Source organism: Victivallis lenta, assembly GCF_009695545.1.
Lineage (GTDB): Bacteria > Verrucomicrobiota > Lentisphaeria > Victivallales > Victivallaceae > Victivallis > Victivallis lenta.
The window spans coordinates 164,117-188,756 of record NZ_VUNS01000008.1 but is presented as its reverse complement, the minus strand read 5'-3'; the positions used below and the strand labels follow the sequence as shown (position 1 = coordinate 188,756).

The window sequence follows — 24,640 nt, the reverse complement described above, 5'->3', positions numbered from 1 at the left end:
CGTTGCCATCGTTTCTCCTATCGGGTTGAGTCCATTCGTTATGTTGTATTCTCATGTAATATACTGCAACCCAAGAGGTTTGCCTCTGTTTTAACTTTAATTTTACCTGTTATTTCACGGATTTAGGTATTTTCAAAAAATCGAGTTTCTGAAAATGTCAAAATTGGAGAATTGCACTCATTTGATCATTTTTTTGATTGAACTTGAAATTTGTTCTATATGTGATATATTATTGCGGGAACGGAGGATGTGAATATGATAAAGAGAAAAATTCAAGGAGTGCTGGCTGATCTGGCGACGAAGTTTCCGGTAATTACGATTACCGGACCGAGACAGGCAGGTAAAACGACCCTTGCGCAATTACAGTTTCCTGACTATAAGTATGTCAACCTTGAAGACCCGGATGTCCGTTTGCTTGCAGAAAGAGACTCCAAGGAGTTTCTGGAGCAATATTCTGCTCCGGTAATCATTGATGAAGTTCAGCGGGTTCCCAAACTTCTCAGTTATATTCAGGTGATTGTCGATCGGGACAAGAAGAAAAAAGGTCAATTCATTCTGACCGGCAGTCAGCAGCCGAATCTTCGAGCCGAGGTTTCGCAATCCCTGGCGGGACGGACGGCGATTCTGCAACTGCTTCCGCTTTCCATTCAGGAATTAACCGAGGCGGGCATTCAGATGGATCGGGATGAATATCTTTTCAAGGGATTCATGCCGGAACTCTACGATTCCAATATTGAACCGGAGTTGCTGTACCGCAACTACTATATGACTTATATAGAACGGGATGCCCGGCAGTTAATCAACCTCCGCAACAGCTTGAATTTCGAGCTGTTCATCAAGTTGCTGGCAGGTAGAGTTGGACAATTGGTCAACCTCAGCAGTTTGTCCAATGATGTGGGCGTTTCCGTTTCGACGCTCTCCGAATGGCTCTCTGTATTGGAGGCAAGTCATATTGTGTTCCGGCTGCCGTGCTACTTCCAGAATTTCGGCAAGCGGCTGGTGAAAACTCCGAAACTTTATTTTAACGAAGTCGGCTTGGCTACCTACCTGCTTGGAATTAAGGATGTATCACAGGTGGCACGAGATCCGCTTCTCGGTGGGCTATTTGAAAACATGGTGGTGGTCGAAGCCCTGAAAGCCCGATACAATGCGGGCAAAGAAGGCGAACTCTATTTTTATCGGGACAGCAAAGGTATGGAAATTGATCTGCTGCTCAATGAAAATCGGGAACTCCTGCCGATGGAAATCAAAGCCGCCCGGAGCTACAATCCTGATTTTACCGAAGCGATTACTTCGTTCCGTTCACTGGTGCCGGATGCCAAACCCGGTGCGGTCATTTATTCCGGGGATTTGACTCCGACAATCAAAGAAACCCGATTCGTCAATTTTTCCAATACCGGAAACGTTATTGCAGGATAATACGAGAAACTGTTATGGAATGGCACGGGAACGAAGATGATTCGAGAGTTCCCGTGATCATTCATATGGCATTTCGAGCATAAAGTCATCAAAGTCCTCTTCTGAAGTATTTGCATCGGGAATGTTCTGATGCTCGGAATAAGGGGTATAGGAAATTCCACAGACCTTAAAAACGGTTTCCATATCTTCTTTGGAAAGGTTCTCGCTTATGATATAAGCAACCTTTTGAACATTTCTTCTCGGCAAATCTTTCAGCTTCAGGAGGCATACGCACATTTTGAAGATATTCGGCAATCCGTGCCGAGTCATCTTTTGATCTGACAATTTGAATTTTTTGAATTCCTCGGCAAGTGTCTTCTTTTTCAGATGAGCGGTATAAATTTCGGTGACAATTTGCGAACTGTGCCCCAAGGCATTTTGAACGACGGACAAAGGGATTCCTCTCTCTGCGCAAATGGTTGCAAAGGTATGTCGGCAAGAGTGAACATCTTTGATGGATTGATTCCTGCCGTGTGCCGTTTGCCGTGTGGTTTGTATTCCCAACGATTTGAGATATTTTTTGACTCGATATGAAATTCCGCTCTGATTGGCAGTGTACATCTTCATTTGTTGTGGCAAAACGTACTCATCTGATTGCCGGGCGGCATATAAGGATTGCATGTAGTCGTAGTCAAGTACGGGGACTACGACTGTCTTGTCGGTTTTCTCCATTTTCTTGGTGATAAATCCATTCTTGAAATCGACGTTTTCCCATTTGAGAGAAACAACATCGCCTAACCGCAGACCAGTATACAATGCAATTCGCATGATGGGAACAACAAAATCGTCTGAACCTGACAATATGGCTTGTATCTCTTCCGAGTCGAATATTTCTCTGTTTTCCTTATCCAACTGCATTCTTGTGAAATCAAAGGGATTCTTAGTCAAACCTCCGTCTTCCTGCAATTTGGAGAAAACCAGCTTGCAAGTCATATGGATTTTATTTTGCGTCATGGAAGACAAATGTTTCACACGGCTGGAGTAGGTAATCGTTTTTCCTCCCCGGTTATACGATACGGTATGCAGATATCGCCCGTTGGTGCGAACATATTCCATATACGCCTCGGCATGCTTTTTTCTGACTTGCTGCAAGGTGGTTATCTGGTAGGTATCGGACATATAGGCAACGAAATCATGGAAGAAATGCCTATGCTGAGCAAGTACTTTGGGCGTTGATCCCGACAAAGGAGGCTTCTCCAAAGCCATATCGATTGCCCGGGATAAAGGAATAATGCTTCCACCTTGAACTTCCACAAGCCGTTTTTCGAGGTACTTGACTTTATCAATCTGTACCTTTTCCTCGACATGTTCCTTCTTTATTCTCTGTTCATAGGCTTCAGCCTGCCGTCTGGTTCGGCAATTGGTGCAAGTTCCCCGCAGCATCTTTCCACGTATCATGAAGCGGTAATAATAGGTTCCATTCTTATACTCGATTCCCATGATACCAGCCCTTTCCTTGATCTGACAAATAAGATACCATGAAAAGACTCAAACTCAAAATCATTTTGCGAAAATTTTGCGAAAATGTATATTTGCAGTAAAATCAAGCTCAAAAAGTGCCGTTTTGCGTCTGCCTCCGGAGTAGAAGGTCGTGAGTTCGAATCTCGCCGGGTGTACCATTTTTTTTGTCTTCATTTCCCGTCAATGAGAGCCGGCCGGCCGATTTTCTCCGGGCGGTGAAAGCGGGAGCGGCGCTTTCGGGCGGCGGATCGGCCGGGCGGCGGGAGTCAGCGCGGGAACACGTCGTCGGCGGAGAGCTGCTTGACCGGGCCGAAGCGTTCAAGCGCTTTCCGGTCGATCGTGTCGGCATCGCCTACCACCAGAAGAGCGCGGGGCTTGTCCTCGATCTCCTGACGGTAAAACTCCAGCAGGTCGAACACCGACGCATCCTGCAGCTGCCGGTAGGTCTCTTCGCGGTAGTTCTGCGGCAGCCCCAGCTTCCGGTAGTTGTCCGCCAGCGAAAACAACCGCTCGTCGAGCCAGCGTTCCGCGGCCTGGGATTTTAGCAGCGTGTCGCGGCTGTTCCCGATCGCCGCCAGATCGACGGGAAATCCCATCGATTCGACCGCCTTCATCGCGTCGGGGAGCTTGTCCGCCTGAGTGGAAAGGTAGGTCACGAAATAGTGGTTCCCCGCCGGATCATCCGGCGTTCCGTAATAGGAGTAACAGCCGTAAGCCAGCGAGTTCGATTCGCGCAGCTTCCGGAACGTGACCGACGCCATGCCGCTGCCGTAATAGCTGTTGAACAGAAAACGCGTTCCGACATCGTCCGGATTGTATCGCCTGCCGCTGGTCAGGTAGAGCAAATGGAGCTGGCTGACGTTCGGAATATGCACGAGGTAAACGGCCGGAGTTTCGATTTTCTTCTCCTCCGGCACAAACGGCAGCGGCGGCCGCTTTTCCGGCAGCGGCAGCGGCAGCAGCTCGCCGACAGTCCGTTTCAACTCCGGCAGCTCGGGGCCGTAGTATTGAATCCGGACCGGATAGCTCTTCAGCTCCCGGAGCAGGGAGGCGACTTCCGCAGGCCTGACTTTGTTCAGCTCTTCGGAGGAAAGGTTCGATTTCTCCAGATACTCTCTGCCGTAGCGGACATAGGGCAGGAGTCCGTCGGCAAGGACGGCATTCGGATTCTCCTTTTGACTCTTGCGGGCCAGCAGAATCCGGCTGACCATGCGTTGAAGCGCCTCATCGTTGACGGCGGGACGGGTCAGCAGCTCTTCCGCGATTCCGGCAATGGCGGGCAGGTTCCGGGCAAGCCCGTTGATCGTGACGACCGTCTCTTCCGGTCCGGAGGAGACCGAGACCGAGCCGGCCAGTCTGTAAAGCTCGAGTTTCAGCGCTTCGGCGGAACGGGTTTCCGTGCCGGCGACCGCGCTGTAACCGCCGGCCAGCTGCCAGAGGCGGTTGTGGCGGCTGCCGACCGGAAAGACGTACCGCAGTTGAAAATAGTCGTTCCGGGTGTTGGGAATCCATTCGAAATCGGCGCGGCGCCGGACCCGGACCAGCTCCCCCTCGAACGGCAGCCCGGCTTCGACGCACAGCTCGTCACGGCGGATTCCATGCTCGAGATCGGGAAATTCCGGACGGATTTCCGCAACCTTCATCCGGCTGATTTCGCGGAAGAACTCCGAATGCCCTTTCGCGGTTTTGAGCGGCGTCAGCGGCGGCTTCGGCAGCTTTTCGCCGGGAGAAAGCGGGCCGTTCTTCCGGTAGAGCACGATCCGGTCGCCGGTCAGATGCTTCCGGGCGAACTCCATGATCTCCGCTTTGGTGATCGATTTCCGGCGGGCGGGTTCATTTGCCGCATCCGGCCAGTCGATCCGGTCCAGATAGCTGTCGAGCAGCCGGTCGGCGCGGAATTCGTTATCCCTCAGCGAACGGGCCAGATCGAATTCGGCATGGTCGCCGATCGCCGGCAGGAGCCAGTCGGGGAAGTCGCCGCGCTTGAGTTTTTCGATTTCCGCGTCGAGCAGCTTCAGCGCCTGTTCGGGAGAGTCTCCCCGGTTCGGCACCGCGTTGACGATCAGCATGCCGTAGACGCCCGGCTTGCCGCCGGCGCCGGCGGCGGCATCGGCGACTTTCTGCGGAATCGTCAGATTCTGGTCGAAGAGTCCGGCCGAGCCGTTGGAGAGAATCCGGGCGGAAAGCTCGAGCAGGTCAAGCTCCCGCAGCCCCGGCCGGTCGAGCCGCCAGACCGCGCGGCACATCTCATGTTCCGGCGTGATCAGGGTATGGACGCTCTCTCCCCGGAGCGGTTCAAGCGGCGGCAGCCCGGATTCCGGGACTTCCCCGGCCGGCAGCGTGCCGAAGGTTTCCTCGATCAGCCGCAGGGCGGAATCCGGATCGAAATCGCCGGCCAGCACGATGATCATATTGCCGGGAACATAGTAGCGGCGGTAGAACTCCATCACCCGGCGGGGCGACGGATTCTTCAGGTCTTTCGGCAGGCCGATCACCGGACGGCCGTAAGGGTGGTCCGGGAACAGCGTGGAAAGCATCAGCTGGCTGAAGCGCGCGCCCGGCCGGTCCTGATAGAGATTGAACTCCTCGAAAACCGTTTCCAGCTCTGTGTGGAAGCCGCGGAACACCGGGGAACGGAACCGGTCGAACTGGAGTCGGATGAATTTTTCCAGCTGGTTGGCCGGCAGGCTGTTGAAATAGACGGTCCGGTCGAGGCTCGTGTAGGCGTTGAGGCCGCTGCCGCCCATCTCGTTGATCGCCTGCACGAATTCGTTCTGAACGGTGTATTGGCCGGCCTGCGCGGAGAGCCGGTCGATCTCCCTGTAAAGTTCCTGTCTCTCGTCCGGGTCCCGGCTGGCCTCGCGGCGGTCATACAGCTTCTCGATCTGCTCCAGCAGAGGCCATTCAGCCCGGTAGTCGGTCGTGCCGAGCTTTTCGGACCCTTTGAAGAGCAGGTGTTCCAGGTAGTGAGCGAGCCCGGTCTTGTCGGCCGGGTCGTCGCCGGAACCGACCCGGAAGGCGATGCAGCCCCGGATGTTCGGCGTCTCCCGGTTGACCGAAAAAGCGACGGTGAGACCGTTGTCCAGCCGGTAGATGCGAGCCTGAAGCGGGTCATCCGCCAGCGGCGTCCCGAAAAGCGGCCGGGCTCCGGCAGAGAGCCCGGTTGCGAAAACCATGCACAGCAGCAGGGCGAAAACGAATTTGTGAAACATGGCGCCTCCTTGACTGAATGTTTTTTTCAACATAGTGCTTCGGAAGCGGAAAATCAAATGAAAACCGCGGCGTTCTTCACGCAACCGTCCGGCGGAAGCGGATCCAGGAGATCACGAACAGCGCCGAGCCGATCACGGCCAGCAGCAGGAACGGTTTCCACACCACATCGAAACCGGCCCCGCGGTAGAGGATCGCCTGGCTGAACTCCACGAAGTGCGTGGTCGGCGCCAGCTGCATGACCCAGCGGACTCCTTCCGGCATGCTCTCGCGGGGCGTCATGCCCCCGGAAAGCATCTGCATGGGCATCAGCACCAGAATCAGCAGCATGCCGAGCTGGGGCATGTTCTGAGCGACGGTCGCCAGAAAAATTCCGAGGGAAGTCACCGCGAAAAGGTGCAGCGCCACGCCCAGCATGAAGAGCGGAACGGAGCCCTCCACCGGAACCTGAAGCATTCCGTGAATGACGAAGATCAGCGAGCAGCCGGCAGCGGCCATGACCACCAGCGCCATCGACCACACCTTGGAGGCCATGATTTCGAAGGCGGTCACCGGCATCACCAGGAGGTGTTCCAGCGTCCCGTGCTCCCGTTCGCGGATCAGGGCCGCGCCGGTCAGGATGATGGCGAGCATGGTGATGTTGTTGATGAGTTCCATCACCGACCCGAACCACGCCTGGGTCAGGTTCGGATTGAAGCGGTTGCGCGTCACGATCTCGACCGGCTGCGGAGCGGAGGGATCGTTCCGGTTCACGAACGAACCGACTTCGTTCATGATGATCTCCTGGATGTAGCCGCCGCCGGTGAACGCCTGCGACATGCGCGTGGCGTCGATGTTGAGCTGGATCTCCGGCCGGTTGCCGGCAAGGACGTCCTTCTGGAAATCGTAGGGGATGACCAGCACGAACGTGTATTTGCCGTTGTCCATTTCCGGATCGATCTCGGAGCGGTCGATTCGCGCTGCCGGCAGGAACATCGGCGGGAAAAAGGCGTCGGTGATGCGCCGGGAGAGCTGCGAATCGTCCTCATCGACCACGGCCAGAGCCGCATTCGAGATGGAGTCCGGGGCGGCCGTCGCCGCGACGTAGACGCCGAGCGTGAAGGTATAGAGAATCAGCGCCAGCATCAGCGGGTCCCGCACCAGCCCCCGGAGTTCCTTCAGACCGAGCTGAAAAATGTTTTTGATCTTCTGCCGGACGGCGGCGCGGCGCGTTTTTTCCTGCTGCTTCATCCTCACGCCTCCTGCTTTCTCAAAACGGCGATGCCGAGCCCCAGGATGATCGGAACCATCACAAGCATGCAGAAGAACGGCACGTGGAGGTCGGAGAAATTCAGCGCCTTATTGAACACGCCCCGGCTGATGAGCAGCATGTAGGTCGTCGGATAGATGCTGCCGATGAAGCGCCCGAATCCCTCCAGCGTCGTCACCGGGTTGATCAGGCCGCAGAACTGAACCGCCGGCAGCATGGTGCCGATCATGGTCAGAAAGATCACGGCAATCTGGCTGCGCGTCACCGCCGAGGCCAGAAGCCCCATGCCGGTGGAGATCGTGCAGTACACCGCCAGCGACAGCACGAGCGTCGGAAGGCTGCCCTTGATCGGCACGTCGAAGATCGTCACGGCCATCAGGAGAAGCAGGAGCGCACTCAGCGAGGAGAGCAGGATATAGGGCAGCTGCTTGCCGAGCAGGAACTCCGTGCGGGTCAGCGGCGTCACGTACAGATTGATGATCGACCCCATCTCTTTTTCACGGACCACGGCCAGCGCGGCCAGAATCGCCGGAATCATCAGCAGCAGGATCGGAATCACCGCGGGCACCATCGCCGGGAGGCTCATCACATCGGGGTTGTAGCGGTAGCGGGTTTCGATGGAGGCGGCCGCCGTCGCTCCGGCCGCGCCGGAATGGTATTTGGCCCGGTCCGCCAGCCAGGAGGCGTGCATCGCCTTCACGTAGCCCTGAATGGTCTCCGCCCGCGTGGGCATGGCGCCGTCGATCCAGAACGCGACCTGCGGGGAATATCCCTGTTCCGCCATTTTGCCGAACTGAGGCGGAAACTCCACCACCAGACTGACCTCGCCGCTCCGCATCCGGTAATCGAGGTCTTCATAGTCCCGGATCGGCGGTTTCTCCACGAAATAGCGGGAGCCGGCGATGTTCAGAGCGTAATTCCGGCTCAGTTCGCTCTGGTCGCGGTCCAGCACGGCGAACGAGAGGTCCTCCACGTCCATGCTGATGCCGAACCCCATCACCAGCATCAGGAGGATGGCGCCGAACAGCGCCAGCGTCAGCCGGATGGGGTCCCGGCTCAGTTCGAGGCTTTCACGCCAGCAGCAGCTGTACCAGCGCCGGAGGTTGAACAGGGAGGGGAGAAAGCGGTGCTGTGCTGCGCCATCCTCTTCCTGTTCCGCGTTTGCCGTCAGCGCCATTTTCTCCGCCGGAGCCGTTCCGGAGGCCGGTTCCGCCTCGCGCAGATAGTCGATGAAGGCCTCTTCCAGCGTGGCCGTGCCGCGCGCCTTCACCAGCGCCGCAGGAGAATCGCAGGCGAGGGATTTCCCCGCGTGCATCAGGGAGATGCGGTCGCAGCGTTCCGCCTCGTTCATGAAGTGGGTGGTGATGAAGATCGTCACCCCGTCACGCCGCGACAGTTCGATGATAAGCTCCCAGAAACCGTCCCGCGCCACCGGGTCCACTCCGGAGGTCGGTTCATCGAGAATGAGGATCTGCGGCCGGTGCACCACTGCCGCGGCCAGCGACAGGCGCTGCCTGATTCCGAGCGGCAGGGAGTCCGGGAGGCTCTGCGCCACGCTTTCGAGCCCGAACCGCTTGAGCATCTCCTCCACCCGGCCGGCGACCTCCTCCTCGGGGATGCGGTAAAGCCGGGCGTAGAGGAGCAGATTCTGACGCACGTTCAACTCGCCGTACAGGGAAAAGCTCTGGGTCATGTATCCCAGCTGCCGGCGCACCGCAATGTCGTCGTCGCCGACCGGCTTGCCGAAGAGCCGCGCTTCCCCTTCCGTGGCCGGGATCAGGCCGGTCAGCATCCGCATGGTGGTGGTTTTGCCGCAGCCGTTGGAACCGAGAAAGCCGAAGATCTCGCCGCGGCGGATGCGGAAGCTGACATGATCCACCGCCGTGAACGATCCGAACCGTTTGGTCAGGCCGCGCGCCTCGATGGCGATATCGTTTTCACCGCCCTGCGGAAGCGGCGGTACGACGAGTTCCCTGTGGGCCGCCCGTTTGGTTTCGGGCAGGAGTCCGATGAAGGCTGCATCGAGATTGTCGCTCCCGGTCTTTTCGAGCAGCTCCTTCGGAGAACCGGTATCGAGGATCCTGCCGTCGTCCATGGCGATCAGCCAGTCGAACCGCTGCGCTTCGTCCATATAGGCGGTGGCGACGATGACGCCCATCTCCGGCTGCTCCGCCCGGACGCTGTCGATCAGATCCCAGAACTGGCGGCGCGCCAGCGGGTCGACACCGGTCGTCGGCTCGTCGAGCACCAGCAGATCTGGATCGTGAATCAGGGCGCAGCAGAGTCCGAGCTTCTGTTTCATGCCGCCGGAGAGTTTTCCGGCCGGCCGGTCCAGGAAGGCGTGGAGCCCGGTGCTCCGGGTGAGCCGGTCGATCCGGCGGCGGCGCTCGGCGGCGCCGTGACCGAAAAGGCGGGCGAAAAATTGCAGGTTCTCCTCCACCGTCAGGGTGAAATAGAGGTTTTTCCCGAGTCCCTGCGGCATATAGGCGATACGGGGGCAGACTCGTTTGCGGTGCGTCCGGCTGCGCATGTCGCCGCCGAGCACATGCAGTTCCCCCGCCTGCATGGCGTGCGCGCCGGTGACCAGCGACAGCAGGCTCGATTTGCCGACGCCGTCCGGCCCGATCAGGCCGACCATCAGGCCGGGGGGAATCTCCGCCGTCACCCGGTCCAGAGCCGGTGTCTTCCCGTAATGCAGACTCACGTCCGTGATCCGGACGACCGGCTCCCCGGACCGAAGCGGCTCCGGGGGGCGTGCGCTCATAACTCCCTCTTCTTCAACTGCAGGGCCTCGGGCCATTCCGCCGCGGGATCGAGTTTGACCCAGGTTACGCCGGGAATTCCGGTCTTGACCAGTTTGATGTATTTCCGGAGCAGGGCCGGATCGATGCGCGCCTTTACGCGGAACATCAGCTTCTGCCGCTCGCTCTGGGTCTCCACCGTTTTCGGGGTGAACTGCGCGACGCTGGCCACATAGGAGACCTCGGCCGGGATGGGAATATCCGGGATGGCGTCGAACACCAGCCGGACGTCCGCTCCGAGAGAGACCTTGCCCGCAACCTCCTCCGGCAGGAAAAAGGTCATATATACATCGGTCAGGTCCACCAGGTTCAGCACCCGGCCGCCGGCGGAAAGCACTTCGCCGGGCTGGGCGATGCGGTATTGGATGCGCCCTTCGCGGGGCGCCGTAAGAAGGCTGTCGTCGATGTCGGCCTGAATGCGGGCGATATCGGCATCGGCGGCTTCGATGGCGGCAGCCGCGCCGGCCGCCTCCGCTTTGGCCACTTCGATGGCGGCGTCGGCCTGCTTCAGGCTGGCCTGCGCCGCCGCCAGCTCCGCCTCCGCTGCGAAAAAGGCGGTCTCGGCATCTTCATACTGCTGTTTTGAGGTCGCGTCGGCCTGATCCAGCAGCTTCAGCCGCTCATAGCGTTTCCGGGCGCCGTCGAGGCCGCTCTTCTTCTGGAGGACGACGGCTTTGGCCGCCTCCTTTTCGCTGAGGCGGACTTCGATGGTCGCCTTGGCGCTGGCTTCGGCGGTCACCGCCCGGCTGTGCTGGGCTTGGGCCTGCGCGAGTTGCGCCTCAAGCACGTTGGTCTGCATCCGCGCCAGCGGCTGCCCCCGGGTGACGAAGTCGCCCTCGTTGACCATGACCTCCTCGATCCGCCCGGCAAGCTTGGTCGCAATGCTGACCTCGGTGGCTTCCAGCCGGCCGTTGCCGGAAACCAGCCGGCCGTTGCCGTTCTTCCCGGCGTCACTGTACTTTTTATAAAAGAAATACCCTGCCGCGGCCACCGCCGCGATCACCAGCAGCAAAATGATTTTCTTCACCGATCCGCCATCCCCGCCTTGAGTTCCGGAGCCGGTTATTGAAGTGCCGCTCCGCTTTTTGATTTCGTCAATTTGAATACTCTATCACGGAATTGCGCCGGTTTCAAGTCCGGAAAAAAGAATCTGCAACGGCTTCCGGTTTCCCCCTGCCGGAGTCCGTCAGCGGCTTCGTTCCGGTTCGGAGAAATATATCTGGAGTCCGGAGACGCGCAGCGCCGCCCGGCCGGAGGTCACCGCTTCACCCGGTGTGCGGGGCACGGTGATTTTCGCCGCTTCGTTCCCGTCCATCGTGCGGAGAGTGCCGGTGACGGCCGTCCTGGATACGGCGATGCTCATCCGGTAGTCCGTGCCGTACTCCCAGCGGAAGTCGGAGCGGTGTTCGCCGGGGGCGATCCCGTCGGCGGCTCCCCAGCGGCCGTCCTTCTGCTGTTTCAATTCGAGGAATCGGCGGCCGCCGCTTGCCGCCGGGGCTTCGCAGAAGGAGAAAAGGAAGTAATTCCGTTCGTCGCGGCAGACGGCGACGCCGCCGTTTTTCCAGACTTTCTCCGGAGCGCGGCTCCTGACCGGACGCACCTTGCATTCAAACGTGAATTCCCCCTCCAGCGCAAACTCGGGCAGCTCGTGCGTCGCCGCCCATTTTTCCGCACTTCCCGGCGAAATGACTCCGGCGGGAATCTCCTGCGTCGAACCGGGAACCAGATGAACCGTGCTGATGAGCCGCCCGTCCGCAGGCACGGCCTGTTCGTAGGCGACGATGCGCCGCCCCCGGTTCGGAGTGTCCCACTCCGCCTCGAGCTCCTTTGTCTCCGTGATCTTCCACGTCCCCGGAACCGGAGAATCGACCGACAGCCGGAGTTGTTTGCCGTTTTCGGTCAGGAGGAGCTCCGACTGTTCGACGGTTGCGGCGGCTCCGGTCAGCATCTGCCGGCGGAGCACGGAGCCCGGCCGGACTCCGGCGACCCGGTCCGTGATGTCGACGCTGCGGTCCGGATTCAGCCGGAAGGAGCGGGTCACCCGGTCGGCCCGGCCTTCGTAGAGGTCCGAAAGCTCGACGACGACGGAGTTCTCCGTGCATTCCAGGATATGCGCTTTGTGCTTTGCCGCCTGGAGCTGTCCGTCGATCAGCAGGATGTTGTGGCTGAAGGGGCCGATGCAGAAAATTTTCCAGCGGTCGGAGTCCTGCTCCGTGTTCCACAGCTTCATGCCGCGCGACAGGAAATTGTCGTAATTGTTCCAGCCGATCTCCTGCGCCCAGCGCACGCCGTCCGCCTCATAGACGAACGAACCTGCGTCCATATGGCCGTGCGGCCAGCTCGGGCTGCCGGCCTTGACGCCGAGATAACCGGCTTCCGGCTCCCAGCCGGTGCGGAGCATTGCGACCGGCACGGCTGCCTCGTTTCCGCTGAAGTATGTCCTGGGCGCTTCTCTGACGGGCCGGCGGTAATCGCGGAAGAAGATCATGGCCAGCGGCAGCATCCGGTTGCCCTCCTTGCTGACATCCTCCCGGCGGTACGCGCCGGCGGAGAGCAGGTCCTCCTGCATCCGGGGCGGGATCCAGTCCGGCCGGTCGAAGTGCCCGGCCAGGAACACCTGCGCGAAGCCGGTGCCGATATCCCCGACGGAGTCCGCATAGTTGAAGGCGAGGCCGCTCGGCGCGCGCACCGCGAGCATGTATTCCCCGGTTTCGGCGAAGCCCGGAGCCCGGGAGAGATCGAACTCCGTACCGAGCGAGCTCGTCAGGACGGCGAGCAGGACGGCCGTGAAATCGGTGCCGTAGCTCCAGTACATCGGTCCCTCCGGATATGCGCCGCGCGGAAAATAGGACGCACGCAGCGCGATCGGCAGGTTGTTGACCGCGCGGGCGACGGTCCGGGCCGCCAGCTCCGGATTTTTCTCGAAGACGGCGAGCGAACCGGCCGCCATTCCCGCATGGCAGACCTGATTCCAGTTGCTGGCGCCCCGGATCCACCAGTTGCCGCTCCGGTTTTCCCAGGAGGGCAGCAGCCCTTTGGCGACGATCGCCTCTTCGATCGCCTTGCGGTCGTCGCTGCTGAGCAGGTCGTAAAGCCAGTCGTAGCCGAAGGAGAGGGCGAGCGTCATTTCGGCGACATCGAGGAAATGCTGCGGATTCCAGTCCGGAAAGGCGGCGGCGTTCCGCATTTCCCGGATCGCCCGGTCGGCGTAGCGGCGTTCGCCGCTCAGGCGGCAGGCAAGCGTCAGCGTATTGACCCGGTAGAGAACCGTGCGGCTGACGTGGAGCATCTGCGTGCCGATCAGGGTGCGCTCGACAACCGGATACTCCAGCATTTTTCCGGCCTCGTGCAGAATCCGCCCGGAGAGCGCGGCTCCCGAGGGGGTCTGCCGGGCCTGTTCGAGAATTCCGAAGTCGCGCAGGAACAGCCGGGGATGCTCCGGCGAGTTCCGTTCGAACAGCTGCCGGACCTCGTCCGGGGTCGTTTCCCGCGGCGCGGCGCCGAACACGGCGGCGGCAAATGCGATCAGAAGAGAGGCCAGAAACGGTTTTGCGGCACGGAATCGGTTTCGGAATATTTTCATTTTTCTTGACTTTATGTTTTTCGTTGCTATTTTAACTGGCGGAAGGAGTCCTGCCATATGAAAGCCGAATGCCTGATCCGCTGCATGGAGACGGAATACAGCATTGAGATCGAACATCTGCACCATCAGTTGTTTTTCCGCTGGTCGATTGAAAAGCTTCATACCCATCCTTCCTATCACCTGATTCTCATTTCACAGGGCGACTGCTATGTCCGGTTCCCGAACCTGGCTCCGATCTTTCTCAAAGAGAAGGATCTGCTGTTCATCAATCCGAATGTCCCTCATTTGTTCATCCCGAACGCGGAGACCGGCGTGGAGCACACCTCCTGCATCTGGCGCTTCCGGGACCGGGAAGGCGGTTACGGCCTTTTCCCGCTGCAGGCTCTGAGCGATGAACGCGACACGCGCGATTTCATCATCAAATCGCTGACCGACCTCGAAGCGTCCGGCTTCCAGCGTCTCCACCGCCTCGCGGAGAACTACTTCAACGAGAGCAGGAACGAATTCAAGCCGACCGGCTCCCCCTTCGACGCCTCCAGCAGTCTTTTCCGGCTCTGGCTGACCGGTTACAGCCTCGTCATGGAGACCAATACGAAAATTCCGAAGCTGCAGACCGACTCCAGGCATGCGATGGTCGAGAACATTCACAAGCTGGTCGAGATGAATTTCAATTTGACCAGCTTCAGCGTCAACTATCTGGCGCAGGAGCTCCACATGCACCCCAATTATCTGAACACGATGTTCGCCCGGGAGACCGGCTCCTCCATCGGCCGGCTGATCCGGACCTACCGGCTCGAATACGCCAAGGACCTGCTGCAGAGGACGCCTTACAGCATTGCCGAAATCGCGGCGAAAGCGGGTTTTTCCCGTCACAACTACTTCACCCGCATCTTCAAGGCGGCCACTGGAATGACGCCGCACGAATACCGGAAACAGCCCCCCGCCGATCATGATTCCATCTGACAGAGTCCGGCCGGAAGAATGGAGCTGCTGACCGCCTCCGTCACCCGGATGACGGAGAGCACCCGTTCCAGATCGGCGTTCCTGCCGTCGAAATTTTTCTTTTTCAGCATATCGATGAATGCGAGATTTTCGTGATAAAATCCGCCCAGCAGGAAGGGGCGGCAGCTCCGGGCATCCCCCTCCATCGGAATTTCCCGGAGGAGGCCGCCGCGGTGGTACAGCACGATCCGGCCGGGAATGTCGCAGGTGCCGAGGGCCGGCAACTCGAGGGTCATGGCATAATGTTCCGAAGCCATGTGGACTCTTTCGAAGCTGCAGCCGGACTGCTGGCAGAAGAGAAACTGCGCGCAGCTTCCCCCGGTCATCCCGCTCCAGAGGGAGATCGCCGTGCACTCTCCCTTTCCGTTCCGCTGCAGGCTGATCCGGAAATCCGTGTATGACGCTTCCGCCAGATAAGCGGCCAGATCGATGCCGTGAATCGCGGTGGTGGAGAAATCCGGGTCGTGCCGGTTGTGCCGGTAGAAGTCGCACCGGACGCTCTGGAGCTTTTCCGGCGGGACCAGCTGCCGCCAGAGGCGGCGCGCCCGGCTGACCAGCGGCATATAGCGCCGGTTGAAGGCGATCAGGTGCGGCGTCCGGCGCAGCTGATACGCCCGGAGCAGCTGTTCATGCTCGGCGGAATTGCGGCCGGGCGGTTTCTCCAGCAGAAGCGGAATGCCGCGCCGCAGGACGGCGCTGCCGATCCGGGAGGTCATGGATTCGGAGGAGAGCAAAGTCACGCCGTCCGGAGCTTCCGCATCGAGCATCTCCTCGTAATCGGCATAGGTTCTCCGGTAGCCGAACTGCCGCGAAAACTCTTCGGCCCTTTCGCGCCGGACATCGCAGACGGCGGCCAGCTCCACTGCCGGGTCCTCCTGCGCGATCGCGGCCAGGGCCGGGCCGTGGGTCAGGGCCGCGTGGGCGCCGGCGCCGATGGTGACGATTTTCATGATTCCACCGCCTGCACCGCCGGCGCCTGATAGGCGGAGTCGCCGCCGAGTTCCAGATATTTCCGGTAGACCACCCACAGGAAAGCGATTCCGAGGAACGAGAAGAGGGCTCCCGCGTACCAGACGTAATGATACCGGTGCCCGGTCAGGTCCAGCATCCCGCCGACGACCGTTGAGACGAACACCCAGCTCAGGGAGACGGCGATCGCCATCGCGGAGTTGAACTGCGCGAACAGTTCCCGCGGAAACAGCCTCTGCGCGTAGGAGGCGATCAGCGTGAAGTAGCTGCCGGTCACGACGCCGTGAAGGATCATGATGATCGCAAAGGAGACGGTTCCCCGGATGAAGAAAATGCCGCAGATCGCCACGATGCCGTACAGGACCATCGAAACGAGTCCCATCCGGATCGGATGGAACCGGTCGGCCAGCATTCCGAGAAAATAGCTCAGGCACAATGAGATCAGGTAAGTGATCGCCAGGTATTTGCCGACCGCGTCCATATCGACGCCGATGCTTTTCGCGTAGAAGATCGTATAGGCGTTGAAAGGAATGTTGGCCAGCCCGCAGGTGACATAGGCCAGGATCACCCAGCGGTAGAAGGGGTGCCCGAAACATTCGACGAAATAGTTCTTCGCGGCGGCGGAGAAGCCGCCCGCCTTTTCCTCTTCCGGCTCGACCGGCGGATATGTTCCCTCTTTGACCTTCAGGCAGACGGTCACGAACCCCGCGGCATAGATGACGGCCAGACCCAGGAAAATCAGGAAGAAGTTCTGCTCGGCGATTCCGAACAGGAAATAGTTGAAGAGGATTCCGGCAATCAGGCTCACGCCGCGGAACAGCCCGAAGAAGCGCCCGAGGAAATTGCGCGGCACCACGTCGTTGACCAAAGCGACGAAAATGCCGTTGGCCAGCGTCGTCCCGAAATCCAGCATGAACCAGAAGATGCAGAAAACGGTCAGCGCCGCCGCCAGCACGGCGTTATCGAAACCGACGACCGATATATTCTCCGGGACACTGACTCCGTGCCCGATAAAATACCGGATGGCATTGAAGGTCAGAAAATCGCTCAGGGCGAAAAACGCCGTCACCTCGGCGCGCTCCTCCTGCAGAGCCGCAACGGCAGCCTGTCCCCCGTTTTTGCTTCAGACGTTGTCCCTGAGTAACCTGATCCGCTCAGGATCGCCGCCCAGCTCACCGATTCGGGGAGAGAACGCTATATAAAGAAGCCTCCCCCCATAGCGGAGGGAGGCTGTCTTGAATGCTTGTCTTACTGACGGCAGGGCTACCACCGGACCAGCTCATCGGTGAATATCCATGCCAGTATGACTCGGCACTTTATAACGTCTACAAAATTTATTCTACATTTATCCCTGACGTTAAAGTTATGATTAGAGTATAGTTTTCTTGCTCTTCCAGATCACCTAATCTGGCTGAATAACCGTAATTGCTGTGCAAAATAAAGTTTGGATATATCGATGTGCAGTCGGATGTGGAAAGTGTTTGATGCATTCTTCCGTAAGAGTTTTCATCCTGATTTTCTTCTAAATAATTCAAATCGTTGAACAGCTCATAAGAAATACCGTTAAGGGCGGCCCCCATGCATAATCCGAAGCCGGTATGTATAACCTGAAGGTCTCCTTGGGGGTGCCCGGGATCAATTGTGGCATTGGGTACTGCACCATCCATGATTCTCCACTTGGCTCCATCACCATTGTCTTCGGTCAATCCAAACTTCAAAAAAGCCCGGTCCGTAACGATTCCCTCTCTTAAATAAACCGTGTCATTTCGATGTAAATTACCTTTTAGCTCCCACACGCCCAAAAAATCAATGATCACAGTCTGGGTCGCAATGGAACCATCTGTAAAAGTGGCTGGCCCCTCAATACGAAAGATCGGTTGTCCGACGATTTCGATCAGTTTACCCAAAATCGCTTCTCTAAGCGAACCATCTCTGATGGATGAATTATATTCTATGCCGATGTCAAAGAAATCCGGTTGCTGGATTTCAATTGTCCCTGGAGGATTCGAAGAGGAAGATGAGGCTATCATGTCGTCCCCCGATACATCTGCAATGAGGTTCATCGACAGCAAAAGTGCCATTGCAAGCATCATTGCAGGAGCGATTGTGTGCAAAGCTGATTTCATAATCTTCTCCATCGCCATTTGGTACCTCCGGTTTTGTAATTGCCGAAAACATGTTTGCATACCTTACAGGTTCAGATTATTTAAAAATAGACCCTCCTTTCATGTTGACATTCATCTCTCTCAATACTAAACTAGCTCAACCCGCCACTTAATACAAACACATTATTAACTATTTCATGTTTAAAACATAATAAGAAAACCTCTCTCCATAGCGGAGGGAAGCTGTCTTGAATGTTGTTTTACTGACGGCTGGCGGTCGGAGACGCCTCCCGCGCCTACCGCGAACTGGACCGTTCGCTGCGGACCATCGTCCACGTCCGGCCCGGAATCTTCGTGATCCGCGATGAGAATTCGGCTCCTGAACCGCATACCTTCGAATACAATATGCACGCGGTCCGGCCCGGTTCGGTCGACGCCGGAAATCAGGCCGTCACCATCCGGATGGACAAGGCGTTCCTGAAGGTGCTGTTCTTCGCCGACGTTCCCTGGAAATTCCGTTCGTTCGACAAATTCCCGGTGCCGATCAACAATGCGCGCGGACATAAGGATGTGGAGAAGCTCTGGCCCGAGCAGTGGCACTGCGTCGCCTCCGCTCCCGCCGCGGCGAAGAGCATGGACCTGATTTCAGTCCTGCTGCCCGGGCGGACCGGCGAAGAGGCGAAGCAGCCGAAGGTCGAAAAACTTGACAGCGCCACTGCGCATGGCGTGAAAATCACTCATCCCGACGGCTCCGGCGCCATCGTCGGCTTCTCGAAGGTTGACGGCGAAAGCGAGCTGGCGGGCCTGCGGAGCACAAAGCGCGTCTTCGCGGCAAAATTCGACGCCGGCGGCAAAACCGTCGCGTCGCTCGGCCTGGAGCAGGAGCGATGAAGCATTTCCTCTGGGGAACCGCCACTGCCGCCTATCAGATCGAAGGCGGCGTCAGCGAGGGCGGCAGGGGGTGGTCCGTCTGGGACGCTTTCTGCCGGATTCCGGGCCGCGTGAAGGGAATGGCCGACGGCGACGTCGGCTGCGACAGCTTTCACCGCTTTGCCGAAGATGTGAAGATGATGAAGCTTCTCGGCGTCAACGCCTACCGTTTTTCCATCAGCTGGCCGCGCATTCAGCCGACCGGACGCGGGGAGGCGAATCCGGCCGGAATCGCTTACTACGACCGGCTGATCGATCTTCTGCTGGAAAACGGCATCACGCCCTTCGTCACGCTTTATCATTGGGATCTGCCGCTCGATCTGCAAATGGCGCATGACGGCTGGCTGAATCCTGAAATCGTCCGCGACTTCTCCCGCTACGCGAAGATCTGTTTCGACGCCTTCGGGGACCGCGTGAAGCATTGGATCACCTTCAACGAGCCCTGGTGCGTTGCGCGGCTCGGGCACGGCAGCGGCTGTTTTCCGCCCGGGCGCGTCAGCGATTCCGAACCCTATTCGGCCGGGCATCACATGCTGCTCGCCCATGCGCATGCGGCAAGGCTCTTCCGCGAAGGAAGCGGCGGCGGCGTTATCGGGATCGCCAACAACTGCGACTTCCGGGAGCCTCTGACCGATTCGCCCGAAGACCGGGAGGCGGCTCAGCGCAGCCTCGAATTCTTTTACGGCTGGTTCACCGATCCGGTGGTTTTCGGCGACTACCCGCGCTGCATGCGCGAACGGGTCGGCTCCCGGCTGCCGGAATTCACAACTTCGGAACAGGCACTGCTGAAGGGCAGCTGCGACTTTCTCGGGCTCAATCATTATACGACGCTCTACGCCTCCGCGACGCCGCCCGCCGAACAGAGCGCCGACGGCAACGGCGGCATGAATGCGGATCAGGAGGTTTACCTCTCAGCCGACCCCGCATGGGAGCAGAACGACATGCCGTGGAACATCGTTCCGTGGGGATTCCGCAAACTGCTCAACTGGATCGCCGCCCGCTATCCGGGCTACGCCGTTTACGTCACCGAAAACGGCTGCACCTGCGCGGAGCCGGATGCCGCCGCCGCGCTGAACGATGAACAGCGCTGCCGATTCCTCCGGGATTATACCGCTGCGATGCAAACGGCGATCGACGAGGACGGAGTCGATGTCCGGGGATACTTCTGCTGGACGCTCATGGACAACTTTGAATGGGTCCACGGGTACGGCAAGCGCCTGGGACTGATCCGCGTGAGCCCGGACAACCTCGAACGGGTTCCCAAAGCGTCGTTTTACGCCTACCGGGAGATCATCCGGAACAGCCGGTGACGAAAAACGCCCGGCCGTTTTTTCCCGCAGAACAGGGAAACGGCCGGGCGCTCTTTTTTCGCAACGGTTCAGAATTCGACGATGAATTCGTTTTCCCCCTCAAGCAGCGGCAGGGCGAAGCCGGAGGCGGCTTTCCCGGCTTCGACCGGCGTTCCGTTCCGCAGGATGCGCTTCGGCGGCGCCGCGCTTTCGACGACGAGCCTGCTTTGCGGCACGGCCTTCAGTTCGACGGCCAGCCGTTTTGCCGCGGGATCATATTCGGCCCGGGCGATATCGAGTTCCCGGCATTCGGAGAAGGCCGGAGCCGCGTATTTGCGCCAGAGCGTGCAGCCGAAGTGGAACGGCGCGCAGATGCCGGGCCAGTCCTGTCTGAGTCCGGGGCCGCGCAGCTCTGCGACTTTCGCCGCGGATTTTTCGAGCGCCGCCAGGTCCTCTCCGTACATTGCGAACGGCTGCAGGTAAGCCGACCGCATGAGGAAATTCTTTTCATCGGTCAGCAGCGGCAGGGCCGTTTCGCGCAGATAGGTCCGGATTTCCGGCAGCGCCCGGCTGCGGTAGAGCCGGTAGAGGACGCCGGGCGACCCCTGCGAGAAGTCGAAGAGGTCCATGGCGGTCACGAAATTTTCGGTCGGGAACCGCATGGTCTTGACGCCGTCCTCGCCGAAACCGGTCACAAGGCCGATTGCGGCCGTGTCGACCTCCGGCATCGCTTCGGCCATGTACGCCTTGAAGTTCAGCCGCATGAGCGTCGGCAGCATGCGCTTGGCGGCGCGGTAGAGGGCGTGCGCCTCGGTCTCCGTATCCCCGGCCAGTGCCGCGAGACGGGCGAAGTAGAGCATTCCGGCGTATTCTCCGTTCAGCATGTCGATCCAGGCGCCGACGCCGAATTCGCGACAGCTGCCGGCGTGAAACGCATAATCGTCGATAAAGAGATTCTGGCGCATGACCTCCTTGAAAAAGTTCCAGTTGCCGCGGACCAGCCCGGCGTGGCCGTAGACGTCGGCGAGCTGCTGCCCGACCCAGACCGCGACCGAACACGCTTCGTTCGCGTCTCCGTAGATGACCTTTGACCCCATTCCGGGCGCATAGGCCGTGTTGTTCGGGTAGAAGCTGTTGAAGCTGATCGGGTACTCGAGCCCGCTGAACGGTTCCTTGCGGTGCCGCGCGAAGTTCTTGTACTGGTAGAGCTCGATCGGCTCGATGAAGCGGCGGCGGCAGCGCTCCTCGAGCTTCTGCCGGTTCTCGTCGTTGAGCAGGAGCCCGCCCTGCAGCGCGGTCGTCATGCCGAAATTCCAGGCGAAGAGATCGATGTTTCCGGTCGGCAGGCCGCCGGCCGGTTTCGCCGGAGTCCATGCCGTGACCGGGACGCCCCCGCCGCAGGAGTAGCGGACGCCGGAGCGGAAGATGTCGTTCCACTCGCGCCCGAGCGGGCCGGAATCCCGGATGCCGGTGATGGTCAGGTCTTCCGGCGGCGGCAGCGGCAGCGAGTAGCGGATCGTCGCGCTGTTGCGCCTGCCGACGGTCGGCCCGAGCCGTGTGTTGAGCTTGAAATCCGTCACCTCATCCGTTTCGACCAGCTTGCCCTGCCGGAGCGCGAAGGCGGCGAGCGGCGGCAGCGTCGCAAACGGTTCGAGCGGCGTATGCCAGGCGTCTTCGACCGGCCGGAACCGGAAGCGGTTCACGATCTCGACCCGGTTGTTCCGCGTGTCGAGCGAAAAGACCTCGTCGCAGCCGACCGGCAGATTCAGCGCCATGTTGACTCCCTGCGCGATCTGCCGGAGGGCGGCGTCCGGGAGTTCCTTCGACCAGCCGGCGGTCTCCGGGGCGGTGATTCCCCACGGCCAGCCGGCCGCGACGATGCCGACCGGCCGGTTCTCCTCACCGCCGATGCGGATGCCCTCAAGCACGCTGCCGCGGACCTGGGCCTGCAGGCTGCCGGGCTGTTCCGCGAAGACCAGCAGCAGCGGGTTGCCGGCTTTCTCCCGGAACAGGAGCAGCCACGGCGCGTTCCACCTGCCGTCGCGCTTCAGCTCGAAGAAATCGGGCGTCCGGCGCAAATCGGCGATGCGGATTCCCACCGGCGTGCTCCATGCCGCGTAATCGGCCGTATTTTCCTGTGCCAGCATGATTTCGGTTTGCGGGAACGTGTAGCGGATAAACGGCGCGAGCAGCGTCATCTGAAGCTCGCGCGCCTGTCCGTTCGAGGATATGCGGCAGGTTTTGCCGACCCAGTCGACGGCGCTGACCGCGATTTCGGGCGTTCCGGCGTTCTCCGCGACGGTCAGGTACGGGCGCGAGCCGAACCGGGCGCCGCCGCGCAGGTTGCCGACCCGGACGGTAAAGCGGTTCGGCTCTCCCCAGCGCACCGCGTTTTGCGGGATGGCGTAGGCGCGCGGCGTCATCCAGTGGTACGGCACCTTTTCGCCGGTTTCCCCGATCGGAACGCCGTTGAGCGAGGCGCTGTCGATGTCGTCGATGCCGGCCTTGACCTCGAACTTCAGGATTTTTCCCTTCCAGGCCGGGTCCATGACCAGATCGGCCGTATATTCGACTTCGCCGACGCCGGTCCACTCCTCGCACGGATCGATCTCCCCGGAGGAGGGCGGGAATTGGATGTTGCCCTTCACGGCTTTGCGGCTCCAGTTCGCAAACGGGACCGACAGTTTGCCGTCCGCGTCGAAGCGGTAGCTCTGCGCGCCGTTCGCCACGGTCAGGTCGCGGCCGATGCTGTCGCAGGAGAGTCCTTCGCCGATGAGCCAGCCGAACCGGCCCATATTGTCGCGCGACATGCCGGGGCGGTAATGCCGGCTGCCCGGGTCGATTCCGGCGGCGGCGAGAACGGATTCGACGTATTTCACCTCCTCCGCCCTGCGTCGGGACGTCACTTCGTCTTCACGTGCGGCAAGCGCGGCGAGCGCCGGAGCGTTGCCGAGCGCGGCGGCGCGCAGGAAGAGCTTGTCGTAAAAGAGCTCTCCCGGCAGCAGCGCGCCGCCGATGCCCGCTGCGAACTGCAGAACATTGCCGTCTTCGGCCAGAAACGGCGAACCGTCCTCGAAGGCGAGAAGCGTTTTGCCGCTTTGAAGGGCGCTTTTGAAGTAACGCCCGAAGTCGCCGCCGGCCGGCGCCTGCCCGGCGAACAGCGGATGCTCCGCCGCCGGTTTGACCTTGGAGCGCGGCGCGAACCCGGCAAGCGGCAGAGGCTCGAGGGCGAGCGGCAGTTTCCCCGCCAGTTCCGGATCGGCGGGACGGCCGTAGACGATCAGCCGTTTGCCGTTTCCCAGCGCCCGGAGAAGCGGCTCCGGATTTCCGGCTGCGGCACGCGAGTAGACGAGCACGTCGGCTTCCTCCGGCGAGGAAGCGAGTTCGACGATCCCCTCGGCGCCGGCGAGCAGGCGGCTGCGGAATCCGGCGGTCGGCACTTCGTCGTCGATGACGCCCGGCGAAACCCGGCTCTGCACACGGCCCGACAGGTCGTCATTGTCGAAATCGAACCAGACTTTGACCGGGGTGACGCCGGGGACCGCGCGGGACTCCGGCTTTTTCGGGAACGGAACCACGAGGAAATCGGCGCCGGCGCCGGAGAGCTCGTCGGCGCTGACGATGCGGACATTTTCGATCTCGACCTCCGCCGTGCTGCCGGCCGGATTGCCGGAACCGTTCAGGACGAACTTCAGCTGCTTCAGGTTCCAGAGCGCGTCGCCGAGGCTGAAATCGGTGTCGAGTCCGAGGACGACGCTCTTGAATTCATCGTTGCGCACCTCGATTCCCGGCGCGTTGATGTTGTCCCACCTGCCGTTCCGGTCGACCACGAGGCAGGCGGTCAGGTGCGCGCCGCCGTTCGCGGCTTTTCCGCGCACGCGGAAGGCGAGTTTCTGCTGGGCGGCGGCCCGGCGGTCGAGTCCGGCCAGGGCGATCACGTAATTGTTTTTGGCCGTATTGGTCAGCGAAATGGTGCAGCCGCCGCTGCCGTTGTCCGTCACTTTTCCTTCGCCGACTCCGGCGACGGGCAGCAGCCGGAACCGCAGTTCGCCCGGTTTGGCCGGCGCCGGTGCCGGCTTCTCCGTTGCCGCCTCGGAAATATTGAAATTGCGGATGATGACCATGCTTTTCTTCCCCTTCGGTTCGCCGGTCGAACGCAGGACGAATTTCAGTTGGCGCAGCGTTCCGGGGGCGTTATTGCCCTGAAATTCCTTGAAATCGAGTTGGAACGGTTTTTCTTCGCCGGAGAGGAGCGGGAGCGTCCGCCCCTCATGGGCCATCCACTTGCCGCCGCGCTCGATCAGGACGAACGGAGTCAGGACGGCCTTGCCGTTCCCTTCGGCTCCTTTCAGGGTGAAATTCATCTGCTTGCCTTCGGCCGGAACGGCTTCCGGGTTGCACATCACGGTGGCGTAGTTGTTGACGCCGTCGGCGTTCACGAGCTCGATCGAAAAACCGTCCGGAGACGGAATGACCCGGGCATCTCCCCTGCTGCCGGCCGACAGGAGCTCCCAGTTTGCAGCGCCGGCTGCGGCGCAGGCGGCCAGGCCGCAGAGAATCAGAAATCGTTTCATGCTTTTCCC

The 24,640-nt window shown here is 60.0% G+C and carries 14 protein-coding genes; 4 read left to right on the top strand and 10 right to left on the bottom strand.

Going from position 1 to position 24,640, the window contains the following annotated elements:
• Positions 1-255 precede the first annotated feature (255 nt).
• On the top strand, positions 256-1,419 hold the full coding sequence (locus FYJ85_RS09680; protein WP_154418171.1) for an ATP-binding protein: 1,164 nt from the start codon (positions 256-258) through the stop codon (positions 1,417-1,419).
• 57 nt (positions 1,420-1,476) lie between these two features.
• Here the strand turns inward: FYJ85_RS09680 and FYJ85_RS09675 are convergent, their stop codons facing one another.
• The 6 genes from FYJ85_RS09675 to FYJ85_RS09650 all read right to left on the bottom strand — a co-directional run bounded on the left by FYJ85_RS09675 (position 1,477) and on the right by FYJ85_RS09650 (position 13,762).
• On the bottom strand, positions 1,477-2,898 hold the full coding sequence (locus tag FYJ85_RS09675) for a tyrosine-type recombinase/integrase (protein WP_154418169.1): 1,422 nt from the start codon (positions 2,896-2,898) through the stop codon (positions 1,477-1,479).
• A gap of 287 nt (positions 2,899-3,185) precedes the next feature.
• On the bottom strand, positions 3,186-6,131 hold the full coding sequence (locus FYJ85_RS09670) for a M16 family metallopeptidase (protein ID WP_206213079.1): 2,946 nt from the start codon (positions 6,129-6,131) through the stop codon (positions 3,186-3,188).
• A 76-nt stretch (positions 6,132-6,207) separates the two neighbouring features.
• The gene (locus tag FYJ85_RS09665) at positions 6,208-7,359 is read right to left on the bottom strand and encodes an ABC transporter permease (protein WP_154418165.1); all 1,152 of its coding nucleotides are present in this window, start codon (positions 7,357-7,359) and stop codon (positions 6,208-6,210) included.
• Positions 7,360-7,361: 2 nt separating this feature from the next.
• Positions 7,362-10,142: a ribosome-associated ATPase/putative transporter RbbA gene (rbbA, locus tag FYJ85_RS09660; RefSeq protein ID WP_154418163.1), complete on the bottom strand. Its 2,781-nt coding sequence runs from the start codon at positions 10,140-10,142 to the stop codon at positions 7,362-7,364.
• Positions 10,139-11,206 (bottom strand): HlyD family secretion protein, encoded by a 1,068-nt coding sequence (locus tag FYJ85_RS09655; RefSeq protein WP_206213078.1) that lies wholly within the window; start codon positions 11,204-11,206, stop codon positions 10,139-10,141. Before FYJ85_RS09655 ends, rbbA begins: the two co-directional genes overlap by 4 nt.
• Positions 11,207-11,365: 159 nt before the next feature.
• Positions 11,366-13,762, bottom strand: a complete 2,397-nt coding sequence (locus tag FYJ85_RS09650; protein WP_206213077.1) for a heparinase II/III domain-containing protein — start codon at positions 13,760-13,762, stop codon at positions 11,366-11,368.
• A 57-nt stretch (positions 13,763-13,819) separates the two neighbouring features.
• Here FYJ85_RS09650 and FYJ85_RS09645 point away from each other — a divergent pair, with 57 nt between their 5' ends.
• Positions 13,820-14,725, top strand: a complete 906-nt coding sequence (locus tag FYJ85_RS09645; RefSeq protein ID WP_106054121.1) for an AraC family transcriptional regulator — start codon at positions 13,820-13,822, stop codon at positions 14,723-14,725.
• On the opposite strand, the gene FYJ85_RS09640 is transcribed toward FYJ85_RS09645, so the two are convergent.
• From FYJ85_RS09640 to FYJ85_RS09630, 3 genes are all read right to left on the bottom strand, one after another.
• The gene (locus FYJ85_RS09640) at positions 14,710-15,714 is read right to left on the bottom strand and encodes a Gfo/Idh/MocA family protein (RefSeq protein ID WP_106054122.1); all 1,005 of its coding nucleotides are present in this window, start codon (positions 15,712-15,714) and stop codon (positions 14,710-14,712) included. The two genes, FYJ85_RS09645 and FYJ85_RS09640, sit on opposite strands and share 16 nt — an antisense overlap.
• Positions 15,711-16,802 carry an MFS transporter gene (locus FYJ85_RS09635; RefSeq protein ID WP_154418159.1) on the bottom strand — a complete coding sequence of 364 codons (1,092 nt, stop codon included), beginning with the start codon at positions 16,800-16,802 and terminating at the stop codon, positions 15,711-15,713. The genes FYJ85_RS09640 and FYJ85_RS09635 overlap by 4 nt, the downstream gene beginning before the upstream one ends.
• A gap of 265 nt (positions 16,803-17,067) precedes the next feature.
• The gene (locus FYJ85_RS09630) at positions 17,068-17,877 is read right to left on the bottom strand and encodes a hypothetical protein (RefSeq protein WP_154418157.1); all 810 of its coding nucleotides are present in this window, start codon (positions 17,875-17,877) and stop codon (positions 17,068-17,070) included.
• Positions 17,878-18,192: 315 nt separating this feature from the next.
• Between FYJ85_RS09630 and FYJ85_RS09625 the strand changes: the two genes are divergently transcribed.
• Together FYJ85_RS09625 and FYJ85_RS09620 are read left to right on the top strand one after the other, a co-directional pair.
• Positions 18,193-18,729, top strand: coding sequence for a hypothetical protein (locus FYJ85_RS09625; protein ID WP_154418155.1), 537 nt, complete (start codon positions 18,193-18,195; stop codon positions 18,727-18,729).
• Entirely contained in the window at positions 18,726-20,078 is a 1,353-nt protein-coding gene (locus tag FYJ85_RS09620) for a GH1 family beta-glucosidase (RefSeq protein ID WP_154418153.1), read from the top strand. Before FYJ85_RS09625 ends, FYJ85_RS09620 begins: the two co-directional genes overlap by 4 nt.
• A gap of 68 nt (positions 20,079-20,146) precedes the next feature.
• On the opposite strand, the gene FYJ85_RS09615 is transcribed toward FYJ85_RS09620, so the two are convergent.
• The gene (locus FYJ85_RS09615; RefSeq protein WP_154418151.1) at positions 20,147-24,631 is read right to left on the bottom strand and encodes a hypothetical protein; all 4,485 of its coding nucleotides are present in this window, start codon (positions 24,629-24,631) and stop codon (positions 20,147-20,149) included.
• Positions 24,632-24,640: the final 9 nt, after the last annotated feature.

What these genes read in the sequence shown, in the direction of transcription:
- FYJ85_RS09680 (WP_154418171.1), top strand. Translation starts at nt 256, where the DNA reads ATGATAAAGAGAAAAATTCAAGGAGTGCTGGCTGATCTGGCGACGAAG.
- FYJ85_RS09675 (WP_154418169.1), bottom strand. Translation starts at nt 2,898, where the DNA reads ATGGGAATCGAGTATAAGAATGGAACCTATTATTACCGCTTCATGATA.
- FYJ85_RS09670 (WP_206213079.1), bottom strand. Translation starts at nt 6,131, where the DNA reads ATGTTTCACAAATTCGTTTTCGCCCTGCTGCTGTGCATGGTTTTCGCA.
- FYJ85_RS09665 (WP_154418165.1), bottom strand. Translation starts at nt 7,359, where the DNA reads ATGAAGCAGCAGGAAAAAACGCGCCGCGCCGCCGTCCGGCAGAAGATC.
- rbbA (WP_154418163.1), bottom strand. Translation starts at nt 10,142, where the DNA reads ATGAGCGCACGCCCCCCGGAGCCGCTTCGGTCCGGGGAGCCGGTCGTC.
- FYJ85_RS09650 (WP_206213077.1), bottom strand. Translation starts at nt 13,762, where the DNA reads ATGAAAATATTCCGAAACCGATTCCGTGCCGCAAAACCGTTTCTGGCC.
- FYJ85_RS09645 (WP_106054121.1), top strand. Translation starts at nt 13,820, where the DNA reads ATGAAAGCCGAATGCCTGATCCGCTGCATGGAGACGGAATACAGCATT.
- FYJ85_RS09640 (WP_106054122.1), bottom strand. Translation starts at nt 15,714, where the DNA reads ATGAAAATCGTCACCATCGGCGCCGGCGCCCACGCGGCCCTGACCCAC.
- FYJ85_RS09630 (WP_154418157.1), bottom strand. Translation starts at nt 17,877, where the DNA reads ATGGCGATGGAGAAGATTATGAAATCAGCTTTGCACACAATCGCTCCT.
- FYJ85_RS09620 (WP_154418153.1), top strand. Translation starts at nt 18,726, where the DNA reads ATGAAGCATTTCCTCTGGGGAACCGCCACTGCCGCCTATCAGATCGAA.
- FYJ85_RS09615 (WP_154418151.1), bottom strand. Translation starts at nt 24,631, where the DNA reads ATGAAACGATTTCTGATTCTCTGCGGCCTGGCCGCCTGCGCCGCAGCC.